Origin of the sequence: Marilutibacter spongiae, assembly GCF_014145325.1 — a bacterium.
GTDB classification, from domain to species: domain Bacteria; phylum Pseudomonadota; class Gammaproteobacteria; order Xanthomonadales; family Xanthomonadaceae; genus Marilutibacter; species Marilutibacter spongiae.
Genome location: NZ_JACHTF010000015.1, coordinates 41858 through 68826, shown reverse-complemented (window position 1 = coordinate 68826; position 26969 = coordinate 41858). Strand labels below are relative to the sequence as shown.

31 protein-coding genes and 2 tRNA genes are annotated in these 26969 nt (G+C 69.8%); 15 read left to right on the top strand and 18 right to left on the bottom strand.

Annotated elements, in window-relative coordinates; genetic code table 11:
- Window positions 1-16: 16 nt before the first annotated feature.
- The gene (locus tag H4F98_RS13190) at window positions 17-2524 is read right to left on the bottom strand and encodes an ABC transporter permease (protein WP_182688297.1); all 2508 of its coding nucleotides are present in this window, start codon (window positions 2522-2524) and stop codon (window positions 17-19) included.
- Window positions 2521-3246: an ABC transporter ATP-binding protein gene (locus H4F98_RS13185; RefSeq protein ID WP_182688296.1), complete on the bottom strand. Its 726-nt coding sequence runs from the start codon at window positions 3244-3246 to the stop codon at window positions 2521-2523. Before H4F98_RS13185 ends, H4F98_RS13190 begins: the two co-directional genes overlap by 4 nt.
- Window positions 3247-3387: 141 nt before the next feature.
- Between H4F98_RS13185 and H4F98_RS13180 the strand changes: the two genes are divergently transcribed.
- Window positions 3388-4038, top strand: coding sequence for an arylesterase (locus tag H4F98_RS13180; RefSeq protein WP_182688295.1), 651 nt, complete (start codon window positions 3388-3390; stop codon window positions 4036-4038).
- Window positions 4039-4044: 6 nt separating this feature from the next.
- Here H4F98_RS13180 and H4F98_RS13175 read toward each other — a convergent pair whose 3' ends face one another.
- From H4F98_RS13175 to H4F98_RS13145, 7 genes are all read right to left on the bottom strand, one after another.
- Complete coding sequence (locus tag H4F98_RS13175; RefSeq protein WP_220479216.1) at window positions 4045-4827, bottom strand: Crp/Fnr family transcriptional regulator; 783 nt, start codon at window positions 4825-4827, stop codon at window positions 4045-4047.
- Between the two features lie 323 nt (window positions 4828-5150).
- A complete protein-coding gene (locus H4F98_RS13170) occupies window positions 5151-5495 on the bottom strand; it encodes a RebB family R body protein (protein WP_182688294.1) in 345 nt (114 codons plus the stop codon).
- 88 nt (window positions 5496-5583) lie between these two features.
- Window positions 5584-5904 (bottom strand): RebB family R body protein, encoded by a 321-nt coding sequence (locus tag H4F98_RS13165; protein WP_182688293.1) that lies wholly within the window; start codon window positions 5902-5904, stop codon window positions 5584-5586.
- 93 nt (window positions 5905-5997) lie between these two features.
- Window positions 5998-6603, bottom strand: coding sequence for a hypothetical protein (locus H4F98_RS13160; RefSeq protein ID WP_182688292.1), 606 nt, complete (start codon window positions 6601-6603; stop codon window positions 5998-6000).
- Window positions 6604-6666: 63 nt separating this feature from the next.
- Window positions 6667-7458 (bottom strand): hypothetical protein, encoded by a 792-nt coding sequence (locus H4F98_RS16865; protein WP_246373196.1) that lies wholly within the window; start codon window positions 7456-7458, stop codon window positions 6667-6669.
- A 73-nt stretch (window positions 7459-7531) separates the two neighbouring features.
- A complete protein-coding gene (locus tag H4F98_RS13150) occupies window positions 7532-7768 on the bottom strand; it encodes a RebB family R body protein (RefSeq protein WP_182688291.1) in 237 nt (78 codons plus the stop codon).
- A gap of 129 nt (window positions 7769-7897) precedes the next feature.
- Window positions 7898-8665 (bottom strand): sigma-70 family RNA polymerase sigma factor, encoded by a 768-nt coding sequence (locus H4F98_RS13145; RefSeq protein ID WP_220479215.1) that lies wholly within the window; start codon window positions 8663-8665, stop codon window positions 7898-7900.
- A 32-nt stretch (window positions 8666-8697) separates the two neighbouring features.
- On the opposite strand from H4F98_RS13145, the gene H4F98_RS16945 reads away from it, so the two are divergent.
- From H4F98_RS16945 to H4F98_RS13120, 6 genes are all read left to right on the top strand, one after another.
- Complete coding sequence (locus H4F98_RS16945; RefSeq protein WP_281368148.1) at window positions 8698-8829, top strand: hypothetical protein; 132 nt, start codon at window positions 8698-8700, stop codon at window positions 8827-8829.
- Between the two features lie 403 nt (window positions 8830-9232).
- Window positions 9233-9302 (top strand) — tRNA-Pro (locus tag H4F98_RS13140).
- Window positions 9303-9307: 5 nt separating this feature from the next.
- Window positions 9308-9375: transfer RNA gene (locus H4F98_RS13135), tRNA-Gln, on the top strand.
- Between the two features lie 353 nt (window positions 9376-9728).
- A complete protein-coding gene (locus tag H4F98_RS13130) occupies window positions 9729-10868 on the top strand; it encodes a slipin family protein (RefSeq protein WP_182688289.1) in 1140 nt (379 codons plus the stop codon).
- A 59-nt stretch (window positions 10869-10927) separates the two neighbouring features.
- Window positions 10928-12151, top strand: coding sequence for an RtcB family protein (locus H4F98_RS13125; protein WP_182688288.1), 1224 nt, complete (start codon window positions 10928-10930; stop codon window positions 12149-12151).
- Window positions 12152-13239: 1088 nt separating this feature from the next.
- The gene (locus H4F98_RS13120) at window positions 13240-13548 is read left to right on the top strand and encodes a DUF3247 family protein (RefSeq protein WP_182688287.1); all 309 of its coding nucleotides are present in this window, start codon (window positions 13240-13242) and stop codon (window positions 13546-13548) included.
- 22 nt (window positions 13549-13570) lie between these two features.
- On the opposite strand, the gene H4F98_RS13115 is transcribed toward H4F98_RS13120, so the two are convergent.
- Together H4F98_RS13115 and H4F98_RS13110 are read right to left on the bottom strand one after the other, a co-directional pair.
- The gene (locus tag H4F98_RS13115; RefSeq protein WP_182688286.1) at window positions 13571-14233 is read right to left on the bottom strand and encodes a DsbA family oxidoreductase; all 663 of its coding nucleotides are present in this window, start codon (window positions 14231-14233) and stop codon (window positions 13571-13573) included.
- 283 nt (window positions 14234-14516) lie between these two features.
- Window positions 14517-14726 carry a cold-shock protein gene (locus H4F98_RS13110; RefSeq protein ID WP_141517323.1) on the bottom strand — a complete coding sequence of 70 codons (210 nt, stop codon included), beginning with the start codon at window positions 14724-14726 and terminating at the stop codon, window positions 14517-14519.
- Window positions 14727-14984: 258 nt separating this feature from the next.
- Between H4F98_RS13110 and H4F98_RS16860 the strand changes: the two genes are divergently transcribed.
- From H4F98_RS16860 to H4F98_RS13085, 5 genes are all read left to right on the top strand, one after another.
- Complete coding sequence (locus tag H4F98_RS16860) at window positions 14985-15269, top strand: DUF4031 domain-containing protein (RefSeq protein WP_182688285.1); 285 nt, start codon at window positions 14985-14987, stop codon at window positions 15267-15269.
- Window positions 15270-15381: 112 nt separating this feature from the next.
- Window positions 15382-15633 carry a hypothetical protein gene (locus H4F98_RS13100; RefSeq protein ID WP_182688284.1) on the top strand — a complete coding sequence of 84 codons (252 nt, stop codon included), beginning with the start codon at window positions 15382-15384 and terminating at the stop codon, window positions 15631-15633.
- A gap of 88 nt (window positions 15634-15721) precedes the next feature.
- Window positions 15722-17059: an MFS transporter gene (locus tag H4F98_RS13095; protein ID WP_343064771.1), complete on the top strand. Its 1338-nt coding sequence runs from the start codon at window positions 15722-15724 to the stop codon at window positions 17057-17059.
- Window positions 17060-17119: 60 nt separating this feature from the next.
- The gene (locus H4F98_RS13090; RefSeq protein ID WP_182688282.1) at window positions 17120-17398 is read left to right on the top strand and encodes a DUF3297 family protein; all 279 of its coding nucleotides are present in this window, start codon (window positions 17120-17122) and stop codon (window positions 17396-17398) included.
- Between the two features lie 9 nt (window positions 17399-17407).
- Complete coding sequence (locus tag H4F98_RS13085; protein ID WP_182688281.1) at window positions 17408-19006, top strand: MFS transporter; 1599 nt, start codon at window positions 17408-17410, stop codon at window positions 19004-19006.
- 6 nt (window positions 19007-19012) lie between these two features.
- Here H4F98_RS13085 and H4F98_RS13080 read toward each other — a convergent pair whose 3' ends face one another.
- Genes H4F98_RS13080 through H4F98_RS13070 form a run of 3 tightly spaced genes read right to left on the bottom strand, consistent with a single transcriptional unit; the run spans window position 19013 to window position 21221 of the window.
- Window positions 19013-19774, bottom strand: coding sequence for an ABC transporter permease (locus H4F98_RS13080; protein WP_182688280.1), 762 nt, complete (start codon window positions 19772-19774; stop codon window positions 19013-19015).
- Entirely contained in the window at window positions 19771-20742 is a 972-nt protein-coding gene (locus H4F98_RS13075) for an ABC transporter ATP-binding protein (protein WP_182688279.1), read from the bottom strand. The genes H4F98_RS13080 and H4F98_RS13075 overlap by 4 nt, the downstream gene beginning before the upstream one ends.
- Before the next feature lie 38 nt (window positions 20743-20780).
- Window positions 20781-21221 carry a carboxymuconolactone decarboxylase family protein gene (locus H4F98_RS13070; RefSeq protein ID WP_182688278.1) on the bottom strand — a complete coding sequence of 147 codons (441 nt, stop codon included), beginning with the start codon at window positions 21219-21221 and terminating at the stop codon, window positions 20781-20783.
- Window positions 21222-21490: 269 nt separating this feature from the next.
- Here H4F98_RS13070 and H4F98_RS13065 point away from each other — a divergent pair, with 269 nt between their 5' ends.
- Window positions 21491-21874 (top strand): YciI family protein, encoded by a 384-nt coding sequence (locus tag H4F98_RS13065; protein ID WP_182688277.1) that lies wholly within the window; start codon window positions 21491-21493, stop codon window positions 21872-21874.
- A 97-nt stretch (window positions 21875-21971) separates the two neighbouring features.
- Here H4F98_RS13065 and H4F98_RS13060 read toward each other — a convergent pair whose 3' ends face one another.
- The 4 genes from H4F98_RS13060 to H4F98_RS13045 all read right to left on the bottom strand — a co-directional run bounded on the left by H4F98_RS13060 (window position 21972) and on the right by H4F98_RS13045 (window position 24307).
- Window positions 21972-22565: a hypothetical protein gene (locus H4F98_RS13060; RefSeq protein ID WP_182688276.1), complete on the bottom strand. Its 594-nt coding sequence runs from the start codon at window positions 22563-22565 to the stop codon at window positions 21972-21974.
- Between the two features lie 103 nt (window positions 22566-22668).
- Window positions 22669-23340 (bottom strand): SDR family oxidoreductase, encoded by a 672-nt coding sequence (locus H4F98_RS13055; RefSeq protein WP_182688275.1) that lies wholly within the window; start codon window positions 23338-23340, stop codon window positions 22669-22671.
- Window positions 23341-23427: 87 nt separating this feature from the next.
- The gene (locus H4F98_RS13050; RefSeq protein WP_182688274.1) at window positions 23428-23853 is read right to left on the bottom strand and encodes a hypothetical protein; all 426 of its coding nucleotides are present in this window, start codon (window positions 23851-23853) and stop codon (window positions 23428-23430) included.
- A 127-nt stretch (window positions 23854-23980) separates the two neighbouring features.
- Entirely contained in the window at window positions 23981-24307 is a 327-nt protein-coding gene (locus H4F98_RS13045) for a DUF6122 family protein (protein WP_182688273.1), read from the bottom strand.
- Window positions 24308-24549: 242 nt separating this feature from the next.
- Between H4F98_RS13045 and H4F98_RS13040 the strand changes: the two genes are divergently transcribed.
- Both H4F98_RS13040 and H4F98_RS13035 read left to right on the top strand, forming a co-directional pair.
- Window positions 24550-25113 (top strand): biliverdin-producing heme oxygenase, encoded by a 564-nt coding sequence (locus tag H4F98_RS13040; protein ID WP_182688272.1) that lies wholly within the window; start codon window positions 24550-24552, stop codon window positions 25111-25113.
- Window positions 25106-26896 (top strand): GAF domain-containing protein, encoded by a 1791-nt coding sequence (locus H4F98_RS13035; protein ID WP_182688271.1) that lies wholly within the window; start codon window positions 25106-25108, stop codon window positions 26894-26896. The genes H4F98_RS13040 and H4F98_RS13035 overlap by 8 nt, the downstream gene beginning before the upstream one ends.
- Window positions 26897-26969: the final 73 nt, after the last annotated feature.

Genomic DNA, 26969 nt, shown 5'->3' with positions numbered 1-26969 from the left:
GCGGGGCCGGCCCGCCTTATCCGTCGAGCTCGCGCAGGGTCACCGACGGCGGTGCGTCGAGCACCCGGCGCGTGGCGGCCAGGCCGGCCAGCACGGCGGCGAGCATGCCGACACCGCCGCCGAACGCCGCCATGCCCAGGTCGGGGCGCCAGGGCAGGTCGAAGACGTTCACCGCGACCACGCCCGACAGCACCGACGCGGCCACCGCCGCCACCAGCCCGGCGAGCAGGCCGATCGCGGCGAACTCCGACACCTGCGCCCAGCGCAACTGGCGCCGGCTGCCGCCCAGCGCGCGCATCACCGCGCCCTCCTGCATGCGCTCGTCCTGGCTGGCGCTGATGGCGGCCACCAGCACCAGCACGCCGGCGACCAGCGAGAAGTAGAACACCACCCGGACGACCATCGAGACCTGGTCGGCGGTGCTGCGCACCTGGTCGAGCACGGCGTCGATGTCGATGACCGACAGGTTGGGGAACTGGCGCACCAGGTCCGCGGTGAAGCGCGGGTGCTCGCCCGGCAGGCGCACCGCGGTGATGTGGCTGGCGGGGTAGCCGTCGAGCGCGCCGGGCGACGCGATCACGAAGAAGTTGGGCTGGAAGCTTTCCCAGTCGACGCTGCGCAGGCTGGTGATGGTGCCTTCGAAGGCCTGTCCGGCGATGTCGAAGCCGATGCGGTCGCCGATCGTCCAGCCCAGGTCGGCGGCGAAGTCCTCCTCCACCGACAGCTCGGGCCGTGCCGGGCGTCCGGTCCAGAAGCGCCCCGCCGTGACCCGGTTGTCGTCGCGCAGGCGCGCCGCGGACGACAGGTTGAAGGTACGCTCGGCCATCCGCTCCGCGCGCCCGCCGCGGTCGGCGTAGTCCTCGCCGGTGACCGGCTTCCCGTCCTCGCTCACCAGGCGCGCGCGCACCATCGGATGCAGCGTCGGCGGCGCGAGGCCCTGCGCGGCGATGAAGCCGGCGACCGCGTCGATCTGGTCGTCCTGCACGTTGATGATGAAGCGGTTCGGCGCGTCTTCGGCCAGGGCCAGCTGCCAGCGGTCGAGCAGGTCGGTGCGCACGAAGGTCAGCAGCAGCAGGGCCATCAGTCCCAGCCCGAGGGCGGAGACCTGGGCGATGCTGGTGGCGGCATGGCGGCCGACATTGGCCAGCCCATAGCGCAGGCTGCCGCGCAGCCGCGCGCGAAGGCGGCGCACCAGCACGATCAGGCCCCAGGCCAGCAACGCGAGCGCGGCGAAGGTGGCCAGCAGGCCACCGAGCATGGCCAGGGCCAGGGTGGCCGACCCCGCCTGCCACCACAGCAGCGCGGCCAGCCCGGCCAGTCCCGACGCGGCGACCAGCCATGCCGCAGGTTCGACCGGATCAAGGTCGCGGCGCAGTACGCGCAGGGCCGACACCCGGCGCAGGGCCAGCACCGGCGGGGCGCCGAAGGCGAGCAGCACCACCAGGCCCACCGCGTATCCGCGCAGGATCGGCCACGCCGACGCGGCCGGGATGTCGATGCGCAGGGCCTCGGCCAGCCAGCCGGCGACGGCGGCCTGCAGCGCGAAGGCCAGGAGCACGCCCAGGGTGCTGGCGAACAGCCCCAGGAACACGAGTTCGCCCACGTGGATCGCCACCAGGGTGCGCTGCTGCGCGCCCAGGCAGCGCATGACGGCGCTGCCCGAGAGGTGGCGCTCGCTGTGCCGGCGCGCGGCCATCGCCACCGCGATCGCCGCCAGTACCACCGACACCAGCGCCGCCAGCCCGAGGAAGCGGCCCGCGCGATCGAGCGAGGAACGCACCTCCGGACGCGCGTCCTTGATCGTCTGCAGGCGCTGGCCGCGGCCGATCAGTGGTTCGACCGCGTTCGTGAACGCGTCCACCGCCGAAGGCGTGCCCGCGACCGCCAGGCGATAACGGATGCGGCTGCCTTCCTGGACCAGGCCGGTCGCGGCCAGGTCGTCGAGGTTCATGAACACCTTGGGGGCGATGTTGAAGTAATCGATGGATGCGTCGGGCTCCTCGACCACGATGCCCGCCAGGCGCAGCTGGAGGTCGCCCACGCCCAGGATGTCCCCGGGGGCCGCGTCCAGGCGCGCGGCGCCATCCTGGCTCAGCCACGCCGTGCCGGCGTCGGGCCCTCCGCTCACACGCCGGCCACTACCGTCGGCGTCACGCAGCACGAAGCCGCCGCGTAGCGGGTACCCCGTGCCCAGGGCCTGCAACTGGCTCAGTTGCAGCCGTGCCTCGTCGCCGTCGCCGACGGTGACCATGCTGTCCAGCGACAGGGTTTCGGCCTGTCGCAGGCCCTCGAGCGCGGCCGCGTCGCGGATCGTGTCGTCGATGGGCGCGTCGGCGCGCACCACCGCATCGCCGCCCAGCAGGCGATTGGCTTCCGCGGCGAGCGCGCGTTCGGCGCGATCGGTCACCAGGCCCACCGAGGTCACGGCGACCACCGCGAGCACCAGCGCCGCGAAGAGGATGCGCACGTCGCCCGCGCGCAGGTCGCGGCGCATCTGCCGCCATGCCAGGGCCAGGGTCTTCATCGGGCCTGGCGTCCTTCGTCGGCGACCAGGCGACCGCTGTCCAGCCGCAGGCGCCGACGGCAGCGTCCGGCCAGGGCATCGTCATGGGTGACCAGCACCAGGGTCGTCCCGGCGTCGGCATTGAGCGCGAACAGCAGGTCGATCACGGCCTGACCGGTATGGGTGTCCAGGTTGCCGGTGGGTTCGTCGGCGAACAACAGGGCCGGCCGCGTCACGAACGCGCGCGCCAGCGCCACGCGCTGCTGTTCGCCGCCCGACAACTGACGGGGATAGTGATCCAGGCGCTCGCCCAGCCCGACCGTGCCCAGGATCCGCCGTGCCGGCGACTCGGCGTCGCGCTCGCCGCGAAGCTCCAGCGGCAGCATCACGTTCTCCAGCGCGGTGAGCGAAGGCAGCAGCTGGAAGTTCTGGAATACGAAGCCGACCTTGTCCCCGCGCACGCGGGCCCGGCCGTCCTCGTCGAGCGAGGACAGGGCCTCGCCGTCCAGCCTCACCTCGCCCTCGCTCGGCACGTCCAGGCCGGCCATGAGCGACAGCAGGGTGCTCTTGCCCGACCCCGACGCGCCGACGATGGCCACGGTGTCGCCGGCGTCGATGCCGAAGCCGATGCCGTCGAGGATGGTCAGTGAGCCCGAAGGCAGGGCCACCCGCTTGCCGAGCGAATCGACCTGCAGGGCGGCGACGGGCCGGACTTCAGCTTGCGGTACGGTGGCGTGGGCCATGATGATCCTGACGTTATCCAGATGAATGAAGGAAGCCGCATGCACGCGATGGGACACTCGACTGCCGCGACCGCGCGCGACGCCCAAGGGTCGCATGCATTGACCCGATATGCGGGATCGCGGCGCCCGCTTCAATGGGCCATGGGTTGGTCGCGCGCGCTGGTACTGCTGGTTGCGCTCGCCCTGGTGGCCCCTGCATGGGCACAGTCGGCCGCGTCCGCCACTGCGCGTCCGGCCGCCAAGCCGCGCACGGTGCTGGTGATGGGCGACTCGCTGTCGGCCGCGCACGGCCTGGCGAGCGCGCAGGGGTGGGTGGCGCTGACCGCCGACCGCATCGCCAGCACCCATCCGGGATGGAAGGTCGTGAACGCCAGCATCAGCGGCGAGACCACCGCCGGCGGCGCTTCGCGCATCGCGGCGGAGCTTGCCCGCCACGCGCCCGCGGTCGTGGTGATCGAACTGGGCGCGAACGACGGCTTGCGCGGGCTGCCACTGGCGCAGACGCGCGAAAACCTCGACCGGATGATCCGCGCATCGAAGGCCGCCGGCGCCCGCGTGCTGCTGGTCGGCATGCGCATGCCGCCGAACCTCGGTGCGCGCTACACGGAGGGTTTCGCCGCCAACTACACCACGCTGGCCGAGACCCACGACGTCAGCCTGCTGCCCTTCCTGCTGGAGCCCATCGCCCGGGATCGCGCCAACTTCCAGGCCGACAACCTGCACCCGGTCGCGGCGGCTCAACCGCGTCTGCGCGACCATGTCTGGCCCCTGCTGGAGCCCTTGCTGGACTGACCGTGCTCAGCCCGGTCCCAGCCGCACGCGCGGCGCGGCCTGCAGCCGGCCCAGTTGGGCCTTGAAGCGGATCCGCTCCATGTCGTGGATCCGCAGCACGTTCTGGCGTCGGCTGATCAGTCCCGACCGGTCCCAGTCCTGCAACTGGGCGTTGAGCTTCGGGCGACTCGCGTTCACCATCGCCGCGAGGATGCTCTGGGTGGCCGGGAGGGTGACGATGCAATGCCCGCTGGTGGCCGAACGCGCCTCGTCGATGTTCGACAGCAGGTGGCGCGCCAGCCGTGACTCGAGGCGGTGCAGGCACAGCGTCTCCAGGCAGTCCACCGCCCGTCGCAGGCGTGCGCACAGCACGGCGTACGCGCGCTCCAGCAGCGCCGGCTCCTGCAGGAGCAGGTGGAAGTGGCGACGCGGCAGCACCAGCACGTGGGTGGGGCCATGCGCGACCGCGGTGAAGTTGCGGCGCATCGGGTCCAGAAGGGCCGTCTCGCCAACGCTTTCGCCGACGCCGATCGCATCGACGATCAACTCCTGGCCCTCGGGGCCATAGAGCGTCTTGTGGATGCGCCCGGAGACGACGATGGCCATGAAGTCGCCCGGGTCGTTCTTGAAGAACAGCGCCTCGCCGTCGTCCAGGCGCCGCTCGATCGAATGATTGGCCACGTGCGCCACCAGGCGGCCCGACATGCCCTCGAAGAACGCGGCACTCGCCAGGAGCCGCGCGCGTCCGGCATGGGTGTCGCTGCCGATGGCCGTCGGTTCCTGCCCGCCGGCGGAGACGGGCTCACGCACGCGGCGTGCCACCCGGACGGTTCGCGCCTGCCTGGCGTGGACGCGTGCGTCCCGGGTTTGCCGCCAGCGTGCGGCGCGGCCGCGTCGACCGCCTGCCAGGACAAGCTGCGCCCGATGAAGCGTCCATATCCCCTTCCTTGTGCTGCCCCGACTCCTGTCCGCGCCACCGCATCCCTGTTGCTGGGCGCCGCCACTGCCGAAGCGGCGTCCCGGATATCGCGGTGGCACAGGTATAGCCGTTCGACCGGTAGCCGTCATCCCGTGGACGGGAGCGGCGCATGCCCGGCATGGGAACGGCGCCGGCCATGCCGGCGCCGGAGGTCTTACAGGCCCTCGGGCTTGCGGCTGCCGGAAAACGCCTGCAGCACGGTCAACAGGCTGGTGAGGTTGTCGGACACGCCGGTCTGGGCGACCTTTTCCGTCGCGCCGGCCGCGGCGGTCGTGTCGAGGCTGTAGATCTGCATCACGCCCTGGTTGGCCGCGGCCTGCGACAGCGTGTTCTGCTGCTGCTGCGCCGACACCGCGTTCTCGAACAGGATGCCGGTGGAATGGGCCATGGTCTGGTACATCGAGGCCATCGCCATGGCCGGCGATTCGCCCACGACCTTGACGTTCGACTGGGTCACCGCATCGGTGATCTGGTTGTTGACTGCAGTGGGATATGCCATGGGATTTCTCCTGGTAAACGGCCGGTCCGGCCATGAGGATGACGTTCAAGCGGCCCGGTTCAGGCCAAGGTGCGCCCGTGCGACGCGTTTACTTGAAGGCGTTGAGGACGGTGAGCAGGCTGGTCAGGTTGTCGGACACGCCGGTCTGGGCCACCTTCTCCGACGCCCCCGCGGCAGCCGTGGTATCGAGGCTGTAGATCTGCATCACGCCCTGGTTGGCCGCAGCCTGCGCGAGGGTGTTCTGCTGCTGCTGCGAGGACACCGCGTTCTCGAAGAGGATGCCGGTCGAGTGCGCCATGGTCTGGTAGATCGACCCCATCGCCATGGCCGGCGACTCGGCCACGACCTTGACGTTCGACTGGGTGACCGCATCGGTGATCTGGTCATTGACGGCGGTTGGAAATGCCATGTTCTTCGACTCCTTGGAATGGGATGCGCGGCGGTCGCCGTGCATGGTGAAAAACGTTGCCGCCCCCGGCTTGTGAACGGTGGCGCGGTGGCCTCATCGCCTGCGGCGCGTGGGCGTGGGCGTGGGCACGTCGCCGGACGGCGTCGGGGGCGGCGGCGGCGCCGTCGATGCCGGTCCGCCGGCGGGCGGTGCGCTCGCAGAGGCACCTGCCGCCGCGCCCGCATCGAGTCCCGCGAGCGCGCTTTCGATCTGCCGGGCCAGCGGCGCGAAACGCTCCTGGAAGCGCGCCTCCACTTCCTGCTTGACCAGGTTCGCCAGGCGGTCGGCGATCTGCGCGATCACGAGGTGCCCTTGCGCACCCGCCGCGGAAGGCGTGAGCTTCGAGGGGCGCAGGTCGCCCAGGCCGTCGGCCTTGTCGAGCAGCCGCGCCAACGCATGCGCCTCGCCGTCGGCGCCGGCGGTGGCCATGTCCAGTTGCGAACGCGCCAGCGCATCCGCGCTGGCGAGCGTGCCGGCCATGGCCTTGCGACTTTCGCTCAGGGTCGCATCGACCTGCGAGGTCGCCACGCCGGGGACGCGCGTCCAGTCGGCGACCAGGGCGTCGAGCGATGCCTGCTCGTCGGGCTTCAGATCGCGCCCCAGGTACTTCGACGAGAACGCCCGGACCCGGGCCTGCAGGTCTTCTTCGGTCTTGTCCACTTCTGTGTCCTCCCTGCGCGTTGGGGGCACGGACCGGCGACCGCGCCCCCGCTCGGCGCGCCGTCAACCCTTGCCGGAACGCTTGGACAGCAGGTCGCTGTACTTGGCGATGCTCTGGTCGATGCGATCGATCGCGAAGCTCGCCGACTCGGCTTCCATCGCGCCCGCGGCGGCCGCCACCGCCGCCGCGGCACCCATCATCACGTCGGTGGCGAGCACGCCCAGCGCGTCCTCTGCGGCCTTCTCGATCTGCTGGCTGACCAGGCTTTCGGTCATGTCCTTGAGCAGCACGCCCTGGCTCGCGAGCGCAAGCTTGCTGACGCCATCGAAGTACGCGGCGGCCGACTGGGCCACCAGGCCCGCGGCCTGGCTGATCATCATGTCCGGGCCGGTGGCGATCTGCGAGGGCGCGTATGCACCGGTCTCGGCATTGCTCAACTGCACGGCCTGCACGATCTTCTGGTTCAGGGCGCTGCTCGCCGGCGGCGTGCCGCCGCCCTGCGCAAGCATGCGGTCGGTCATGCGACCGAGTACCGATCGCGGCGCACCGGTCGTACCGCCGCTGCCGGCGCCACCGGAAGCGCCCGCGCCGGCCGTGGCTGGCGTGGCGCCCGGACCGCCGGCAGGCGATGCACCTGCACCGGCACCCGCACCCGCACCCGCACCTGCACCGTCGGCCGAGCCTGCGGTCGATACGCTCGATGCCCCAGGCGAGCTGGCGTCGGCGGGCGCGGCAGGTGCCGGTGCGTCCGGTGCGGCGCCATCGCCCGTGGCCGCGCCATCGCCGATCGGCGTGGTCGCGCGCGTATCGCGTGGACCGCCGCCCTTCTTCATGCGGTTGAACCAGAACGCCATGCCGATCGCCTCCTTGTCGAGCCCACCTCGTCCGCCCCGGTCGGGGGGATGTCCCCTGCGCGCGCCATGCCGTTCACGGCTTCTCGCCGATCGCCATGATCAGGGCGGCCGCCTTGGACACCACCGCGCTCGATATCTGGTTGAGCGCCTGCTGGCTCTGCACCGCGTTCTGCAGCGAAAGTCCCGTGGAATGGCTGGCGACCTGGTAGAGGGTGGCGATCGCCTGGGCAGGCGCCTCCGCCACGACCTTGACGTTGGTCTGGGTAACGGCGTCGGTGATCTGCGAGTTCACGGGGGTGGGGTCGGCCATGGAGTCTTCCTCGGGTCGGATGGTGCGGGCCTGCGGCGGGAAGCGGACCGTCGGCGGGCCCATCCCGCGCGGTGCGCTAGTTGAGAAACGCCGGTCCGCGGGCGCTGTGAACGCGTCGCGTGTCGAGGCTCATGGACTGGCGCCATCGCCGGCCTTGCGCAGGCGCGCCCGAAGCAGCTGCACGCGCTTGCGCGCCAAGGCCTGGTTGATGTTCAACCGCCGGGCGATCGTCGGGTACGGCAGTTCCTGCACGAAGCGCATGCCGAACAGCTGTTTCTGGTCCCGGCTGAGCCTGCGCACGGCGCTCACCACCGATTCGAGCTGCTCGTGCAGTTCGATTCGCTGCGATTGCGACAGGACCCCGGCAGTCGATGCGGCCATCCTGTCGTCGTCCGCCTCGACGTTGTCGTCGAACACGCCGCGCTCACGCTGCTGGCGACGGATGTTGTCGAGGAACACATGGCGCAGTACCACGAACAGGAAGCCGTCCGGGTCGGTCATCAGTTCGGGCGATCGACGCATGAAGAGCATGGCCTTCATCGCCGTCGCCGACAGCAGGTCCTCCGCGCGATCGAGGTGGCCGTCGGCCAGGCGTCGTGCACGGCGCGAGAGTTCAGGTCGCACCCGTTTCCACGATTCGACGAACATCCGGTCCTGCGCGGCGACGCCCGTGTCGTCGCGCGCGCATCGATCCTTCGACTCCATCGCCTCCATCGGCCCTGCTCCCTGTCGTCCCTGGTGGCGGGGAGTCTGCGCAGCGCGTGCCCCGAACGCTGTCACCCAGGTGACACCGGCAAACGCGAGACACCGTTCGCGACCGACGGACGGCGCTTGCAAGAGCGTTGGATGCGGCGTATCGTTCGCCGCCTTCGACGTGGACAAACCGTCCGCGCCCAACGAAACGACAGGTTCCGACGAGACATCACGCCATGAAATTCGCCAAGCACATCGACGACGCACGCGCGCTGCGGCCCCAGGGCCCTGGCATGCACGCGTTCGCGCATGCGCTTGTCGGCAGTCTTGTCGAAGCGCCGCGCAACACGCTGGACCTGCACGACTGACCTCCTTTCCGGGAGGTCGGCCACCCCGACCTCCCGAGGCACGCGAACGCCCTCGGGTCCACCACCCGGGGGCGTTTTTGTTTGGGCGTTCGCAAAGGAACAGGCTTCCACCCCCCTTACCACGCGATTGCATCGCGCCTTCCCGAAGCATCCGCATGCGACCCCGGTCGCGACGAGGCAGGGATCGCCGCGAGACGCTGCGCGCCACGCGCGCCGCGTCGTGCCCTGATGCTTCGGCACGGGCGACGGCACGATGCGATCGCACACGAATTGGCGTCCCGCGAGGGACGGCAATGCGGAGCGTCTTCCAGACGGGCCCCTGCGGTACGGACTCAAGTTCCGTCCGGTGCGCGCGGCGATGCCGTGGCGTATGCCCGGGCCCGCGAAGAGGCGCTCCATGACCGGAACGATGGCTCAGCGGTAGAGCAGCGGCCAGGTGCCGCGGGTCGCGGGTTCGACTCCCGCTCGTTTCCACCACTGGATAGCTCAGCTGGGTAGAGCACCGGATCCTGGATCCGGCTGTCGCGGGTTCGAGTCCCGCTCCAACAACGACCTGTCACGTCGTTACACCGGGGCGCAAGCCCCACAAGGAAGCACCCCGCGCGCCCGTCGCGTGCACCGCAATCGATCGCGGTGCCGGCGGCCGGCGCAGCGGACGTGTCGCCGGGCCCGCACCCGCGACGCAGGCCAACCCGGCGGGACGTGCAAAGCGCCAGCGCCTGCCCGCCGAGCCGAGGTCGCCCTGCCACGCGCGCGCCGGCTCCGCGGCATCGATGCCAGGGGTGCTTCCACTTCATTGCTTCCCGTCGGCCAGCGTGCCGGCGGGGGGATGCGAGAACCGGTCCGGCGCATTCCTAGACACTAGGATCGGATTACCAGGACGACCAAGGAGAATGACAATGTTCTGGAACAAGAGGATCGTGGTCGGCGACGGCGAGCGCGGCCTGCTGTATCGCAACCGTCGCGTCGAGCGCGTGCTGGCACCGGGCGTGTATCGCATGTTCGACCCGTTGGGCCGCATCGAGGTGGTGCTGCACGGCATCGCCCAGGCGGAATACACCGGTCGCGACGGCGAGACGCTGGTGGCCGCGCTGGGCGATCGGGTGGGCGACGTGTTCACCGTGGCCGACGTCGGCACCGACGAGGTCGGCCTGCTGTCCCGCGACGGCAAGCTGGTCGACGTACTCGCGCCGGGCACCCGCAAGCTGTACTGGAAGGGCATCGCCCGGATGGACGTGGAGACGGTCGCGCTTGCACAGGGCCTCGAGCTCGACGCCGGCGTGGCACGCCGCCTGCGCCAGCTCGGCAGCCTGGAGCGCGTCGCGGTCGCCGTGGTGGTGCCGGAGGAGAGCGCGGGCCTGCTGTTCGTGGATGGCAGGCTCGAGCGCACCCTGGCGCCCGGCGCCTACGCGTTCTGGAACTTCCGCAAGGACGTCGCGGTGGAGACGGTCGAACTGCGCGTGCAGTCGATGGAGGTCTCCGGCCAGGAGCTGTTGACCCGCGACAAGGTGAGCCTGCGCGTGAACCTCGCCGGCAGCATCCGCGTCGTCGATCCGGTCGCTGCCCGCACCCGCGTCGCCAGGTATGGCGACTACGTGTACCGCGAGCTGCAGTACGGCCTGCGCAAGGCGATCGCCGCCAAGACGCTGGACGAGCTGCTCGGCGACAAGGCCTCGCTCGATGCGGACATCTTCGGCCACGTGCGCGGCCAGGTCGCCGAGCTGGGCATCGAGGTGCTCGGCGTCGGCGTCAAGGACGTGATCCTGCCGGGCGAGATGAAGGACATCCTCAACAGCGTCGTGCAGGCGGAAAAGGCGGCCCAGGCCAACGTGATCCGCCGTCGAGAGGAGGCGAACGCCACGCGTTCCCTGCTCAACACAGCGAAGCTGATCGAGGACAACCCGGTACTCCAGCGCCTCATGGAGCTGGAGGCGCTGGAAAAGGTCACCGGGAAGATCGGTTCGATGACGGTCTTCGGCGGCCTGGACGGCGTCATGAACCAGCTGGTCAGCCTGAAGGCGCCGGCAACGGCAAGGTAACAACGCCCCGTGCGCGCCAGGGACGGCCGCGCGGGGTCATCAACGGAAAGGATCCCAACATGGACATCCCAAGCAACTACGAACTCCTGCATGCCGAGGGCAGCGCCACGCCGATCAAGGGCTGGGTGCGCGGCGTGCCGCTGGAGGACCAGGCCCACCGGCAGCTGCAGAACATCGCGGCACTGCCCTTCGTCGGCCCCTGGGTCGCGGTGATGCCCGACGTGCACCTGGGCAAGGGCGCGACGGTCGGTTCGGTCGTGCCCACCCGCGGCGCGATCATCCCGGCCGCGGTCGGCGTCGATATCGGCTGCGGCATGGCCGCGGTGCGCACGACGCTGCGCGCCAGCGACCTGCCCGACAACCTCGCCCTGCTGCGCGGCTCGATCGAGCGCAGCGTGCCGGTCGGCAACGGGCCCGGCGGCAACCACCGTCGCATCCCGGACAGCATCGGCACCCGGCTCGCGCAGTCGGGGCTGGCCGAACGGCTGGACGCGATCCGGCGCAAGCACCCCCGGATCCGCCCGGACAAGGTGGACGCGCAGGCCGGCACGCTCGGTGGCGGCAACCACTTCATCGAGATCTGCCTCGACGAGTCGGACGCGGTGTGGGTGATGCTGCACTCGGGTTCGCGCGGCACCGGCAACCTGGTGGGCACTTACTTCATCGAACAGGCGCGTCGCCAGCTCGAGAAGCGCGTGCTGGGCTTCCACCTGCCCGACAAGGACCTGGCCTTCTTCCTCGAGGGCGAGCGGATGTTCGACGACTATGTCGAGGCGGTGTCCTGGGCGCAGGACTACGCCCGCACCAACCGCGAGGCCATGATGGCCCGGGTGCTGCACGAGATGCACCACCGCCTGCCGAAGTTCAAGCTCGACCGGCTGGCGGTGAACTGCCACCACAACTACGTGCAGCGCGAGCAGCACGGCGGGGACTCGCTTCTCGTCACCCGCAAGGGCGCGGTGAGCGCCAGGGACGGCGAACTGGGCATCATCCCCGGCAGCATGGGCACGTGCAGCTACATCGTGCGGGGCAAGGGCAACGCGGACAGCTTCCACAGCTGCAGCCACGGCGCCGGCCGGGTCATGAGCCGCACCGCGGCGAGGCAGGCGATCACCCTCAAGCAGCACCGCGAGGCCACCGCGCACGTGGAATGCCGCAAGGACGCGGGCGTGATCGACGAGTCGCCGGCGGCCTACAAGTCGATCGACGCGGTCATGGCCGCCCAGACCGACCTGGTCGAGGTCCTGCACACCCTGCGCCAGGTCGTGTGCATCAAGGGTTGATCGCAATCGCGGACAGCCCCCGGCAGGCCGCCTCCCTGGAGGCGGCCTTTTTTTGGCTCGGCTCCCCGCGGAGGGGAGACCGGCGCACGGCGTCGTGCCAGCGAACGCTGGAGTGAGAAAAGGGGGGGGCGTAGCAACGGAGGATGGGTAGGGCGAAGCAAAACCCATCGTGCGTCGTGGCCGGGCGCCATGGTGGGTTTCGCCTTCGGCTCTACCCACCTGGTATTGGCGCGACCAAGGGCGGGCAGCTCGACCCCGGCCCAGCGCAGCGCGCTGGGCGTTCGGCCAGACCGCGCGGCTGTGCCGCGCAAGCGGTCCGCCTCACCCCAGCGAACGCTGGGATCCAGCCTTTCGAACAGGAACGGCCAGGCATCGAGATGACATGCGAGGTCGAGGCGCATCGAAGCCTGCATACGGGTCGTTGTCAGCCCAGGAGCCCAAGAGCCAGGAGCTGGATCCCAGCGTTCGCTGGGATGACGAAACGTGGTTGCGTAACACCGTAGGATGGCTTGCGCGAAGCAAGCCCATCGTGCGTCGTGCGTGCAGCGTCGCAACGGTGGGTTTCGCCTTCGGCTCTACCCACCCTACGGTCCGACTCGGCGCGTTGCCGTTGCCGTTGCCTTTGCCGTTGCCCTTGCCGTTGATCTTGATCTTGATCTTGATCTTCGCGACTTTGAGTCCGCCGAGCACCGCAGGCCGTGGCGGCCGGAGAGGCGCCCTTGTCTGAGCGAAGCGAGTTTGGGCGCCGTGCCGCCAGGGCCGAGGCGCGCAGGGGACCGGTGCGGCGAAGCCGTGCCGGCGGACGATGGAGCCCGCGGTTTTGGTTCCTTTTGACAAGACAAAAGGGACTCGCACGCGCAGCGGGCGAAAGCCTTTGACTGGCTTGGATTCCGATCCCGCACCGCAGGATGGGTAGCGCGAAGCAAAACCCATCATTCATCGTGCATGCGAGCACGCGACGGTGGGTATCGCCTTCGGCTCGACCCTCCCTACGACCCGTAGCGCCTCTGCCATGGGCCCTTCACCGGCATGTCGCGCCGCACGCGCTAAGGTCGGCACATGTGAGACATCCCGCAGGAGCCCCGTACATGGGCAGGTTCGCCGAACGCATCCATACCGACCGCGCCGACATCGACCGCCTCGAGGCCCGCCTGCTCGAGCTGCCCAACGATGCCCGCGTCGCACTCAGGCTGGACGACGGCAGCGAGCTCCTCGGCACGGTGGCCGCCCGCGCGAGCCTGCAACTGTTCGAGGACCGCGAGGGAAACGAAGGCATGAACGCGATCGTCCGGCTGGAGGACGTCGTCCTGGACGGCAGCACCCGCGCGGCCGTCCAGGACCTGTGGCTGGACCGGATCGTGGCGGTCCGCAGGATCCCACGCGACGCCGCGTGCTGACCCCGCGGGTGGCGACGCCGGCTCAGGCCGTGCGCGCGCGCCGCACCAGTTGCCTCAGTGCCCGCTCGAATACCTCCACCGGTTGCCCGCCCTGGACCAGGTGCTGCCCGTCGAGGATCACCGATGGGACCGCGCGGATGCCCCGGCCGGCGAAAAAGGCTTCCTGGCGTCGAACCGCGTCGGCATGCGCGTCCGAGGCGAGGATGTCGCGCGCCACGCCGGCATCGAGCCCCACTCCGGCCGCCACTTCGGCCAGCACCTCATGCGAGGAGACGTCGCGCCCCTCGCCCTGGTAGGCGCGAAGCAGGGCGTGCTTGAGCGCACGCTGGCGGTCGGCGCCGAGCTCGCCGGCCCAGTGCAGCAGGCGGTGGGCGTCGAAGGTGTTGTGGATGCGCGTGCGCCTGCCAAACTCGAAACCCACCTCGGCGCCGCGCTCGCGAAGCGTCCGCCGGTTCGCCTCGAGCTGGTCGGGCGACAGGCCGTACTTGGCGGCCAGGTGCGCGTCGGCGTCCTCGCCTTCCGGCGGCATCCCGGGATTCAGCTCGAAGGGTTGGAAATGCCACTCCACCTCGACCTGATCGCCGACCCGTGCAATCGCCTGCTCGAGCGCGTTGAGGCCGACCGCACACCACGGGCAGGCGACGTCGGACACGAAGTCGATGCGGATGGGAACGGTGGTGCTCATATGGATGACTCCGTGGAGGCGACGGGGTATCAAGCCGATGACATGGGGGCGGCGCAGCGGCTCTGCAAACCCTGCCGAGCCCCCGGAACGGCAGGAATGGGACACGATGCGCATGTTCCTGGCTCCCCGCCCAGGGGCGAGCCGCAGGAAGGTCGCATGCGCGGGGGGCTGGCGCTGGGTGCGCGGCGGCGCGCGCCGGAACGAAAAAACCCGGCTTGCGCCGGGTTTTTTGCTGCATCGGGCTCCCGGGCAGGGCCCGGGAGCCTGTTGCGGTCGGTTCGCCTTACAGCGCTTCGACGGCGTCGGCCTGCAGGCCCTTCTGGCCCTGGACGACGGTGAAGCTGACCTTCTGGCCTTCCTGCAGGCTCTTGAAGCCCGAGCCCTGGATCGAACGGAAGTGGACGAAGACGTCTTCGCCGTTCTCACGGCTGATGAAGCCGAAGCCCTTGGCATCGTTGAACCACTTGACGGTTCCGGTTTCGCGATCAGACATTGTGTAGCTCCTGTACAAACAGATTTATAGGCCGCCGGAGCGGCAGTGAGGCTGGTTGCAAGGAGCAAGCGAGGCGCACGATGGGTGGATCGATCGATCAACGGCATCGGGTCACGGTTCACGGTGACCCTTGACGAACACAGCGTTTGCACAGTAGCCCCTATCGAGGACAATCACAATCAAAATCTTTTCCCTGTTCATGATCCAGCCTGCCCACCCCCGTCCCGGCGCCGCCCCGGCCCGTGCCAGGGGCCGGTGGTGAGCGTCTACGTCGACGATGCCGTGACCCTGTGGCGGGGCCGGCGCTGGGCCCACCTGATGGCCGACCGCCTGGACGAACTCCATGCCATGGCCGCGGCCCTGGGCATTCCCCGGCACGCCTTCCAGGACAAGACCAGTGGCGCCCACTACGACGTCACCGCGGACCTGCGCGAACAGGCCATCGCCCGGGGCGCGATCCCGATTTCCCGCCATCGCGACCGGGAGCAGGTGCGTGCGGTGATCCGCGTCGCCCGGGCCCAGGGCCGCGGCGAGCACCCTTGAGCCGCCGTTCCATGCACTGCACGTTCCGCGACAAAAGCGCATAGTGGGCGTTCGCCGCGCCGTCCGGAAGGGTTCCGGGGGTCGCGTGTCCACCCTCCACGAGGGAGTCAGCATGACCCGTGCCAAGAAAGGCCGCTCGACCGCCGTGAAGCCCAAGGCGGGCCTCCCCGCCGGCAGCGACCACAACCTGCAGAAGCGCATCGAGAGCGAACGCATCTCGGACGACATCGCCAGTTTCGAGAAATCCGGCGGTCGCATCGAGAAGCTCGGCACCACCCGCGTCCTGCAGAAGGTGGCCCCGGCCACGCCCGACGAGCACGCGGCGGCGCCCAAGCGCGTCCCGCCGACCGCGCGCAGGAAGTAAGCGCCGGCCGATCCGGCGCCCGCACTTGACCCGATGCGTCTGGCCGGGCGTCGCGCCTTGGCCGGAACGCTGCGTTGAGGCTCCGGCGCTGGCTCCGGCCCGCGCGCGGCCCCAGACTGCGGCGATGCGCGCAACCTCCGCCTCGCTCCTTCCCTCCGCCACCGCAACACCCCGGCCCCTGTGGCGGGGGCGTGCCCTGGTCCTGCTCGGGATCGCGCTGTCCGCGTTCACCCTACGCACCGCGGTGACCTCGCTCACCCCGCTGCTGGACCGCATCGGCGAATCGCTGGGCTTCGGCACCGCGATGATGGGCGTCTTCGGCATGGTGCCGACCGCGGCCTTCGCCGCCTTCGGCGTCGCCACCCCCGCGATCGCGCACCGCATCGGCCTGGAGCGCACCGCGCTCGCGGCCATGGGACTGGCCGCGGCCGGCCTGCTCGCGCGCGGCTTCGCGCCGGGAACGGGAGTGCTGCTGGCCGCATCGGCCCTGGCCCTGTCGGGCATGGGCATCGGCAACGTCGTGCTACCGCCATTGGTCAAACGTTACTTCCCCGACCGCGTTGGCATCGTCAGTTCGACCTACATCACCGTGCTGCAGTTGGGGACCATCCTGCCGGCGCTGGCCGCGGTGCCGCTGGCCAACGCGGTGGGCTGGCGCAACTCGTTGTCGGCGTGGGCGATCGTCGCGGTCGCCGCCGCCCTGCCCTGGCTGGGCGTGCTGTGGATGGAGCGACGCGGGCGGCGCGATGGCCCCTGCTCCGATCAGGCCCGCGTACTGGCCGAGGTGCACGACCGCGCGACGGCCAGCGGCGACCCCGCTCCCGAGCTGGCGCGCCCCGTGGCCAAGGGCCGGGCATGGCGTTCGCCGGTCGCCTGGGGCCTGGCCCTGATGTTCGGCATGACCTCGCTGGTCACCTACTCCATGTTCACCTGGCTACCGTCCCTGTTCACGTCGGCCGGTGCGAGTGCGGCCTTCGGCGGCAACATGGTCGCGCTGTTCTCCACGCTCGGCCTGCTGAGCGGCCTGGTGATGCCCTTGGTCGCCGTGCGCATGCCCAATCCGTTCCCGGTGGTGCTGCTGTGCCTGGGTTGTTTCGTCGCATCGTTCCTGGGCCTGCTGCTGGCCCCGATGCAGGCACCGCTTCTGTGGGTGGCCCTGCTGGGGCTGGGCCCGGCGACCTTTCCGCTGTCACTGGTGCTGATCAACCTGCGCACGCGCAGCCCGGGCGGTTCGGCCGCGCTGTCGGGCTTTACCCAGGGCGTGGGCTATACCGTCAGTTGCATCGGCCCCCTGCTGTTCGGCTGGCTGCACGACGGCAGCGGCGCGTGGACCCTGCCCTTCGCCTTCCTCGGCCTGTGCCTGGCGGTACTGGCAGCGGGCGGCTGGATGGCCTGCCGGCCGCGGATGCTCGAGGACAGCTGGTAAGGGCCCTGGAAGGCGGGCCGCGGTATCCTGTGCCCCCGTTTCCACGCACGCCACCGCACCATGTCCGACACGCCGACCGATTCCCCGCCCGACCGCCTGTCCAACGACCCCCGCAGCCCGTTCCACGACGAAACCTTGCTCGAACGTGGCATCGGTATCCGCTTCAATGGCATCGAGCGGCACAACGTCGAGGAATACTGCATCAGCGAAGGCTGGGTGCGCATGGCGATGGGCAAGTCGCTGGACCGCCGCGGACAGCCGATCACGGTCAAGGCCAAGGGCACCGTCGAGGCCTGGTTCCTGTTGCCGCCGGACGCATCCGAAAACGCCCCGGACTAGGTTCCCGCGATGCGTAGCGGAGGACTCTCCTTCCACCACCCGCTGGCCTTCTGGGCCGGTTGCGCGCTGATCGTCGCGGGCGTGTTCTCGCATGCCCCCATGTTCCTCATGGGCCGGCACACCCACTGGATGATGGTTGGCATGCCCATGTCGATGGAAATGTGGCTGGGCATGGCGGCGATACCGCTCGGCCTGGCGCTGGCCGGTTACGGCCTGATGCCACGGCTGGAACAGATGCGGCTGGCGATGGATGGGGCGAGCAGGCCCGTGGGCTTCCATGTCGCCGACGGCGTAGCGCTCAATCGCGAGCACTGGACATTGGTGACGGTGCTGGCGGTGGCCCTGGTGGTGGATGTCATGAAGCCGGCCACGCTGGGTTTCGTCCTGCCCGGCATGCGCGGCGAGTACCGGATCAGCACCGAGACCGCCGGCCTGCTGCCGCTGGTCGCGCTGACCGGCACCACCCTGGGATCAATCGCCTGGGGACGGATCGCCGACTTGTTCGGCCGCCGCGCGGCGATCCTGCTGTCGGCGCTGATGTTCATCGGCACGGCAATCTGTGGCGCCATGCCGACGTTCGAGTGGAACCTCCTGATGTGCTTCCTGATGGGCCTGTCTGCCGGCGGCATGCTGCCCATCGTGTTTACCCTGATGGCCGAGACCACTCCTGCCGCCCATCGCGGCTGGCTACTGGTGGCATTGGGCGGGGTCGGCACCTCGGTTGGCTATCTGGTCGCCGCCGGTGCCGCGGCGGTGCTCGAGCCGCTGATGAGCTGGCGCGTGCTCTGGTTGCTGGGCCTGCCCACCGGCGCACTCGTGCTGCTGCTCAACCGCTGGATCCCGGAGTCACCCCGGTTCCTGTCCAGCGCGGGCCTTCCGGATCGCGCGCGCGAAGTGCTGCAGCGTTTTTCGCGCCGCCTGGAGCGCGACGACCCCACACATTCCGCCCCTGCGCTGATCGACGAGGACCACCCCATCGCCAACGGCCGCCAACGATTGCGCGGGCGACATGCGGCGATTACCCGAGCGCTGGTGACCTGCGGCCTGGCCTGGGGCGTGGCGAACTTCGGCTTCCTGTTGTTCCTGCCTGTCAACCTGGTCGAGCTCGGACTGGATGGCACACGCGCCAACACCCTGCTCGCGCGGTCGGCAATATGGGCAACCCCTGGGATCGCGTTGGTGATCTGGCTCTATCATCGCTGGAGCAGCCTGCGCGCATTGGCGCTGTTCGTCGCCCTGAGCACCCTCGCCCTGCTGGCGTTCTTCGTGATGGACGTGGCCAGCGTCCGCTCGGCCGCCGCCCTGACGGTCGCGACCGCCGCCCTGCTGGTCAGCCTGAGCGGGGTGATCGCGATGCTGGTGCCCTACGCATCCGAGATCTATCCGGTGCACCTGCGCGGCACCGGCTCCGGGGTGGTCGCGGCCAGCTCCAAGGCCGGGGGCATCATCGGCGCGCTGCTGGGGGTCACCGGCTTCTTCGGACTGTTCGGGTGCTCGGCGCTGTTGGTGGCCCTGCCCATGGCGGTGTCGTGCGTCATGCTCCTGCGTGCGGGCGTGGAAACCCGCGGTCGGCGGCTGGAGGAGATCGAAGCCGCATTCAATGGCTGAGGCCGTTTACTGCTTGAGCTTCCAGCCGGTGTGGAAGATCCAGGCCACCGTGCCCAGGCACAGCAGCAGGAAGCCCAGGATCGCCGCGGCGCTGATGCCGACATTGACGTCGGACACGCCGTAGAAGCTCCAGCGGAAGCCACTGATCAGGTAGACCACCGGATTGAACAGGGTGATCTTCTGCCACACCGGCGGCAGCATGTTGATCGAGTAGAACGCGCCGCCCAGGAAGGTCAGCGGGGTCACGACCATCAGCGGGATCACCTGCAGCTTCTGGAAGTCGTCCGCCCACAGCCCGATGATGAAACCGAACAGGCTGAAGCTCAGCGCGGTCAGCAGCAGGAAGCACAGCATCCAGAACGGGTGCGCGATCTCGTAGGGCACGAACACGCGCGCGGTGGCCAGGATCAGCAGGCCGAGCATCAGCGACTTGGTGGCGGCCGCGCCTACGTAGCCGACCACCACCTCCATCGCCGAGACGGGCGCCGACAGCAGCTCGTAGATCGTACCGGCCCACTTGGGCATGTAGATGCCGAAGGAGGCGTTGGAAATGCTCTCGCTCAGCAGCGACAGCATGATCAGGCCCGGGATGATGAAGGCGCCATAGCTGACGCCGTCGATCTCGCCCATCCGCGAACCGATCGCCGCGCCGAACACGACGAAATACAGCGAGGTCGACAGCACCGGCGACAGGATGCTCTCGCCCAGGGTGCGGAAGGTGCGCGCCATCTCGAAACGGTAGATCGCCTTGATCGCGTGGAAGTTCATGCCTGCGCCTCCCCTGCCGTGGCCGCCGCCGCTGCGCCGGCCACGCCATTGCGCACCAGGCTGACGAAGATCTCCTCGAGCGAGCTTTCGCTCGAATGCAGGTCGCGGAAGTCGATGCCATGGGCATTGAGCGTGCGCAGCAGGGCCGCGATGCCGGTTTCCTCGGACTGCACGTCGAAGGTGTAGACCAGCGAGGCGCCGTCGCCCGAGAGCTCGAGCGGCAGCGACGCCAGTTCCGCCGGGATCGCGGCGAGCGGTTCCTGCAGGCTCAGGGTCAGCTGCTTCTTGCCCAGCTTGCGCATCAGCGTCGCCTTGTCCTCCACGAGCACCAGCTCGCCCTTGTTGATGACGCCGATGCGGTCGGCCATTTCCTCGGCCTCCTCGATGTAGTGGGTGGTCAGGATGATGGTCACGCCGTCCTCGCGCAGCCGCCGCACCAACTGCCACATGTCGTGGCGCAGCTCGACGTCGACACCGGCGGTCGGTTCGTCCAGGAACAGGATTTCCGGCTCGTGCGCGAGCGCCTTGGCGATCAGCACGCGCCGTTTCATGCCGCCCGACAGGGCCATGATCTTGCTGTCCTTCTTGTCCCACAGCGACAGCGCCCGCAGCACCTTCTCCAGGTGCGCGGGATCGGGCCCCTTGCCGAACAGGCCGCGACTGAAGCGTACGGTGGCCCAGACCGTCTCGAACGCGTCGGTCGACAGCTCCTGCGGGACCAGGCCGATCTTCGCGCGCGCGGCGCGGTAGTCGCGCACCACGTCGTGGCCATCGGCCAGGACCGTGCCGCCGCTGGGATTGACGATGCCGCAGATGATGCTGATCAGGGTGGTCTTGCCCGCCCCGTTGGGGCCGAGCAGGGCGAAGATCTCGCCCTTGCGGATCTCCAGGTCGACGCCCTTGAGCGCCTGGAAGCCGGAGCCATAGGTCTTGGTGAGGCCGTTGACGGCGATGATCGGGGAAGCCATGCGAATCCTGGGAAGTGGGGTCGGGGTCGGGCCGGGCATCAGTCCGGGAGCGCCACCCGGAACCCGACGCCGAAGCGGTTCCAGGCGTTGATGGAGGCGATGGCGAGGGTCAGGTCGACGCGCTCCTTCTCGTCGAAATGCGCGGCCAGCCCGAGATAGTCCTCGTCCGGCGCGCCCGTGTCGGCCAGTCGGGTCAGCGACTCGGCCCAGGCCAGCGCGGCGCGCTCCCGCGCACTGTACAGGTCGCTCCCGCGCCAGGTCACCAGCGCCCGCAGGCGTCGCTCGGACTCGCCCCGCGCACGCGCGTCGCGGCCGAACTGCTCCACGCAGTACGCGCAGCCGTTGACCTGCGACACCCGCAGTTTCAGCAGGCACAGCAGGGCGGCGTCCAGGCCCAGCCGGGCCACCGCGATCTCCAGCGCCATCATCGCCTCGATCGCGTCGGGCGAGGCCCGGTGCCAGTTCATGCGTTGCTGCATCCCGCCCTCCTGTCCGTCGATCCTCGCCGGCCCGGCATTGCACCCTAACGCCGGCGCCCGCGGCCGATAAGCCCATGCGAACCGGATGCTTTTTCCCGCCTCCGGGACAGTGGCGGGTGTAAGGTGCCGGTTCGGCGCGTGGCTCCCTCCCGGTACGACGCTCGGGTCGCGCCCGTTTCGACACGACGACGGCAGGCAAGCCCGTTACCATCGCCGGAACGGCCGCGCGCGCCGTCCCCACCGGTCACGCCGACACCTGCGAGGATGCAATGAAGTTCCTGGTCATGATCCACACCGACGCCAGCCTCATCGAGGCCCTGCCCGAGGGCGAGTACGACCGTCTGATGCGGGGCTGCTTCGACAAGGCCGACGCGCTGCGCGCCGAAGGCACCCTGCTCGACTACCAGCAGCTGGAAGGTGCCGCGACCGCGCGCACGCTGCGCCAGCGCGAGGGCACGATGTCGATCACCGACGGCCCCTTCTCCGAGGCCAAGGAGGTGTTCGCCGGCTTCAACCTGATCGAAGCGGCGGACATGGACGAGGCGATCGAGGTCGCCAAGCAGTTCCCCTGGTCGCGCTTCGGACGCATCGAGGTGCGCCCGGTGCGCGACAGCGACGCCGTGCGCGAACGCGTCGGCGCCGCGCCGCGCTGAGGCGCGGGCCCACCGGCGCCGGCAGCGCGAGGCACGCCGTGGCGCCGGAGGCACGAATCCCCGGGACCCATCACGGCCCCCGGGATGGAGCGATGCCTCAGGGCAGGCGGTCGACGCTCGCCGCCAGCGCGGTGATGTAGGACACCTGCAGCATGTCGCCGTCCTTCAACGTGGCCAGGCGCGCGCGGTTCTCGGGCTTCTCGACGTAGAAGGTCCATTCGTTGCCCTGCGGGCCCATCACCGTGAGGGTGTGGTTGGCCACGTCGACGGCGGTGATCGGGGCGACGATGGTGGTGACCTTGGTCTGGCCGCGCGCGGGACGCTCGCCGGTCTTCGCATAGTGGTCGTCGGTCGACTCGTAGACGCCCGGCTTGGCGTCGCCTGCCGGCTGGATGCCGACGGCGAGTGCGGTCATGTAGCGCACGCTGACGGTGTCGCCCTGGCGGATCTGGTTGAAATTGCGCACGTCCGGCCCGGCCTCGATCTCGATCGAACGCCCCGTGTCGTCGGTCACCGTGATCAGGCGGGCGTTGGAGTCGATGCCGGTGACCCGGCCCTGTACCGACATTTCCATCGACGCCACGTCCTGCTTTTCGGGCGTGGGCGGCATGCTGTTGCAGGCGGAAGCGCCCAGCAGCACGGCGGCGGACAACAGGCAGGGCAGGACGGCGGAACGGAAGCGAGCGTTCATGGAAGTCTCCCTTGACAGTCGAGGCGGGGCTTCATCGCCCCGCCGACTCTGCGGCAGGCTGCGTGACAGCGCGATCAAGGCCACGTGAACGCCTTGCAGCGTGCTACCAGGGCAGGGACTGGCCGTTCGCGTGCCAGAAGGTGCCGGTCTGCTCCAGCGTCAGCCCGTCCAGCCGGTCGACCAGCTGCGCGGCCGACTCCGCGGGGCTGATCTCGCCGGCGTTGCCGACCATGTCGGTGGAGACGAAGCCCGGATGCAGGAGGAATACGCCGATCCCCCGGGGCTTGAGGTCCATGGCAAGCGACCTGCCGATCGCGTTGACCGCGGCCTTGGAGGCGCGGTAGCCGTAGTAGCCGCCGGAGCCGTTGTCGGCCATCGAGCCCATGCGGCTGGTGATGATCCCCACCCGGCTACCCTCGCCCAGCAAGCCGCGCAGCGCCTGCACCGTGCGCAACGGGCCCAGCGCGTTGACCTCGAACTGGCGGCGCATGCCCTCGAACGCATCGGCATCGATGTCGCCGAAGGCCTCGCGCTCGAGCACCCCGGCATTGCAGAGCAGCACGTCGACGCGGACGTCTTCGAGGCGCGCGGCCAGTGCGGCAAGCGCGGCGTCGCTGCCGATGTCGATGCCGCGTTCGATGCGCGCGGTGGTCGCTTCGAGTGCGTCGCTGGACTGCCGGCAGGCGGCGATCACCTCGTCGCCACGGGCCAGGTAGCGTTGGACGAGGGCGAGGCCGATGCCACGATTGGCGCCGGTGATGAGGACGACGGACATGGGGGAGTACCTCGTGGGATTCCGGGCGGGGGTCCTGTCAGGATGGGGACGAAGCGCCCCCGCTTCCACCCCGGGCCCGCCCCCGGCTCAGCCGTGGGAGGCGAAGGGCTTGCCGGTCAACAGGTTGAAGTAGGGCTGGCTGTCGACGTGGTGGAACAGGTAGGTCTTGCGCGGCGCGCCCTCGGCCGGCTTGGGCACGAGCTCGCACAGCGCATGCATCAGCGCCTGGTCGCCGGCCTCGCGGTCGTGCGGCCAGCGCGGGTAGAACGTCGCCACCAGCATGTCGTCGCAGTCGTCGACCAGGTCGAGTTCGTCGTAGAAGAAACCGTCGTCCTCGTTGTCGTAGGCCATCCGGGCGGCCTCCGCGAGCGACGCCCCGTTGCCGGCGCGGTAAAGCCCGATGCCCAGCACCGGGACCACGACGCCATTCTCGCGAGTGGTGTCGACGACCGCGTCGATGACGCCGGCACCGGGATGTTTGCTGAGGAACCTGCTGAACTCCGACAGTGGCATGGGCATATCCCGCTGTTGGGTGGGGGTTTCGAGGAAGATCCGGGCACAGAGTAGTGGCGATGCCGCCGTCTGTCACCGCCGTGGGGAGCCCGCGGCGCGGCATCCGCCATCGCCGTGGTCGCGGCGATCAGGACGACATGCAGCGCATCCATGCGCAATCGATCGCGTCGAGGGCGACGTGCACCAGCAGGCCGATGCCGAACAGGCGCGTACGACGGGGCAGGACCAGCCCGCCGTAGAGCACGATCGCGGGCGCGGTATGCAATGGATGGAAGCCGATGCTGCAGCGGTCGGGCGCGTAGACCGGATCGGCGAGCAGGTGGTCCAGGTCGATCACCCAACCCAGCAGGAGCAGCAGCCAGGCGCGCCCGAAGCGCTCGCGCCAGAACAGCCAGGCCAGCAAGGCGGGCACGGCCGCATGGAGGCAGAGGTGGAGGATGGCGCGCAGTCCCATCGCGCCATTGCAACGCAAGTCGGCGCCACTTGAAAGCCTCGCGGCGCACCCCATCCATGCGCGCCGGGATCTGGATTTCCCAAGGCCTGGCGGGGCGCCCACCGCACCCCGCAAACGCCGCAATGCCAACGGATGGATCACATATCGTCGACATCGCCTTCACCTGCCAAACTGAACCCGGGTTGGGATAGCTGAATCGTCGTTCGGACGAGTGAACGCCACTACACCGTAGAGTTTCCTGCATGACCGAACGCCCGCCCCTGTCCTCGGCCCACGAGTTGCTCCGACGCACCACGTCGGAGGCGCATTCGCGCGTCGACGCGCTGGTTGGAGGTGGCCTCGCATCCAGCGAAGGCTATGGCATCTACCTGCGCGGCATGCACCGTTTCATCCAGGTGAGCGAGGCCCGCCTGGCCGGCCACGGTGTCATGCTCGGCGTGGCGCGGGACCGCCTGGAGCAGGACCTCGCGGCCCTGTCCTTCGAACCCATCCGACCCGCCGCACCGACCTCGCCCGAACCCGACCGGGTCGCGCGCCTGGGTTGGGAGTACGTGGTGTCCGGCGCCTCGGTCGGCGCTCGCTACCTGCTGCGGCAGGCGCAACAGCTGGGCTACTCGGCCGAGCATGGCGCGCGCTTCCTCGCCGGCCATGCCGGCGACCCCGTCTGGCCGCGCTTCCTGGTCAGGCTGGCAAGCGAGCGCTTCACCCCCAATGAGCTGGATACCTTGCGGGATGCGGCGCTCGACGCCTTCTCCGCGGCGGAGTCCGCCTTCAAGACCGCACGACAGGAGAACGTCCATGGCTGATATCGCAGACACGTCGAACGGAGTGGACCTGTCCAATCCCGACATCCAGGAATGCCTTCGCGAACCGATCCACCTCTCCGGGGCGATCCAGCCTCACGGCTACCTGGTGAGCTGCTCGCCGGGCGACTGGCGGGTCCGTCATGCCTCGGCGAACATCGACGCCCTGCTGGGCGTGCCCGCGGCCTCGCTGCTGGGCCAGTCCCTGCGCGAGTTCGTCGAGGACGACGTGATCGACCGCATCAACGATGCCATCGCCGGCTCGGAGCCCAACGCGGCGGCGCAGCGCGCCTGCACCACGAACGTCGGCACCAAGATGACGGTATGCGACGTCACCGCCCACGTCGCCGACGGCCTGGTCCACGTCGAGTTCGAGCCGCAGCCCTATCGTCGCCAGGAGTTGCCGCCGACCGCGGTGGCGCAGTTCATGGTCGCGCAGGCCGACATGGGCGGCGAGGACGAGGCCTTCTTCCAGCGCGCCGCCGAGCAGGTGCGCTCGCTGACGGGCTACGACCGGGTGATGGTCTACCGCTTCCGCGAGGACGATTCCGGCGAGGTGATCGCCGAGACCTGCGCGGCCGGCATGGAGCCCTACCTGGGCCTGCGCTACCCGGCGACCGACATCCCGCCGCAGGCGCGCGTGCTGTACCTGCGCAACCGCATCCGGGTGATCCCCGACGCCCGCTACGAACCCGTGCCGCTGGTGCCCGGGACCCGGGACGACGGCGCGCCGCTGGACCTGAGCCAGCACGTGCTGCGCAGCGTGTCGCCCGTGCACCTGGAATACCTGGCCAACATGGGCGTGGTCGCCTCGATGTCGATCTCGATCATCAGCGGCGGCCGCTTGTGGGGACTGATCGCCTGCCACCACCCGACGCCACGCCCGCTGTCGGCGAACGTACGCGCCTCGGCCGACCTGTTCGGGCGCTTCGTGTCGATGTGGGTGTCCGCGCGCGAGCAGGAGCTGACCATGTCGCGCTACGAGAACGCCCAGCGCCTGCGCGACGCGCTGGCCCAGCGCCTGGCCCAGGCGCGAGACTTCGATGCCGCGCTGGTCGACGAGATCGAGGCGATGCAGCGCGTGATCGACTGCGACGGTGCGGCCCTGTGGGTCGGTGGCCAGTGGCATGCCAAGGGCCGCACGCCCGATGCCGCGCAGGCCGGCGCCTTGCTGGACTGGCTGCGCGGACAGGACGACGCGCAACAGGTGGCGATGACCGACTCGGCGGACGACTGGCGGGCCGCCCGCGGCGACGCCGAAGGCCTGGCCGGGCTGCTGGCGATCAACCTGGGCAGCGCCGACGACTGGCTGTTCCTGTTCCGCGTGGAGCAGGTCGAGCAGGTGCGCTGGGCCGGCGAGCCGAAGAAGGCGTTGGTGCTGACCGACGATGGCCAGCGCATCGCGCCGCGCAAGAGCTTCGCGATCTGGCGCGAGACCGTGCAGGGCCGCAGTGCGCCCTGGTCCGACAGCGACAAGCGTGGCGCCGACCGCCTGCATCGGGTGCTGCGCGAGCAGCGTCGCCGGGCGCTGGCCCATGCCCGCGAGATGGACGAGCTCGATCGCCGCTACCAGCGCCAGCGCATGCTCGACCAGAAGTCGCGACTGGAGAACCTCTCCACGATGCTCGAGGGCCTGATCCACCTGGAGGACGACGACACCGCGCAGCTGGCCGCGCGCATCGACCGGCTGGAAAGCGACCTTCGCGCCATGATGCACAAGGCCGGAAGCCGTGCCGGCACGCCCGCCGCCCAGGACGGGGTGCAGCCGACGACTGAAGCCGGTTGATCGCCGACGTCGCCGGGTGCGTGACCCGGCGACGTCTGCTGCATGGCGGGTCGTTTACCCTGACCGGCCCCCA